This is a genomic window from Oleiphilus sp. HI0125 (genome assembly GCF_001635355.1).
Genome location: NZ_LWGF01001001.1, coordinates 1 through 1,143, shown reverse-complemented (window position 1 = coordinate 1,143; position 1,143 = coordinate 1). Strand labels below are relative to the sequence as shown.

General features: G+C 45.7%; 1 protein-coding gene and 1 pseudogene. Both read right to left on the bottom strand.

Annotated elements, in window-relative coordinates:
• A pseudogene (gene fliN / locus A3762_RS17180) lies at window positions 1-283 on the bottom strand (flagellar motor switch protein FliN); the annotation flags it as partial.
• On the bottom strand, window positions 276-1,143 hold an 868-nt coding region (fliM, locus tag A3762_RS17175; RefSeq protein WP_068756787.1), incomplete at its 5' end, for a flagellar motor switch protein FliM. The pseudogene fliN and the gene fliM, both read right to left, overlap by 8 nt.

Genomic DNA, 1,143 nt, shown 5'->3' with positions numbered 1-1,143 from the left:
AGATGGTCACCGGAATATCTAAAATCACGTCCAGATCGGGAGTTTCAGAACCAGTACCCAGACCTGCACTAGCTTGATGAGCTGTGCCAGAGAAACTTTCCAAGGGCGCTGCCTGAATATCATTCTCTTCGCCACCTAAGGCTTCAGCCTCGGCCATCGCCGCGGCCCATTCATCCTCAGCGTCACCACCAGCATCGCCAGACTCTTCCATCGCAGCTTCCCATTCAGATGCTAACTTCTCGTCTTCACTTTGACCGTCGTTTTGGGTTTCGTTATCACTCATCTTCGTCTACCAAGCTGGTTGAAGCGGTTGTTGGCCGCTCTATTTTGTCCTTAATCATCAATGCCAGTGATCCATTTTTCTGGCCTAACTGAGCATAAAACATAGGTATTTTGTTTGCCGATACCATGGCATATTCAGGTAAATCTACGGAAATAATGTCGCCTTCTTTTAAATTCGACACTTCACGTAAACTAATTTGGTTTTCTAGTAGGGTTGCGTTAATCGGCACGTTTGCGCTGAGTAAATCTTCACGCATCGTGTTCACCCAACGTTCATCAATTTCATCAACGTCGCTTTGCACACCGGCATCAAGCAGCTCGCGCATAGGCTCAATCATCGAGTAAGGCAGCGCCAAATGCAGGTCACCGCCACCGCCATCTAATTCAATATGGAATGTACTGATTACAACCACCTCACTTGGGCTGACTATATTCGCCATTGAGGGGTTCACTTCAGAATTCACATACTCAAAATCAACTTTAAAAATCGCATTCCAAGCCTCTTTCATATCGATAAAGACTTGTTCCAATACCATTTGGACAACACGATTTTCTGTTGGAGTAAACTCGCGCCCTTCGATTTTAGCGTGTCGCCCGTCTCCCCCAAAGAAGTTGTCAACGAGCTTGAAGACTAACTTCGCATCAAGAATAAATAGCCCTGAGCCACGCAAGGGGCGCATTTTGACGATATTTAAACTTGTTGGAACGTAGAGCGTATGAATATATTCGCCAAACTTCATAATCTGAACGCCACCTGTGGAAACGTCAGCATTACGTCGCAATAAGTTAAACAAGCTAATTCTGGTATATCGTGCAAAACGCTCATTGATCATTTCAAGCGTTGGCATTCGCCCACGAACA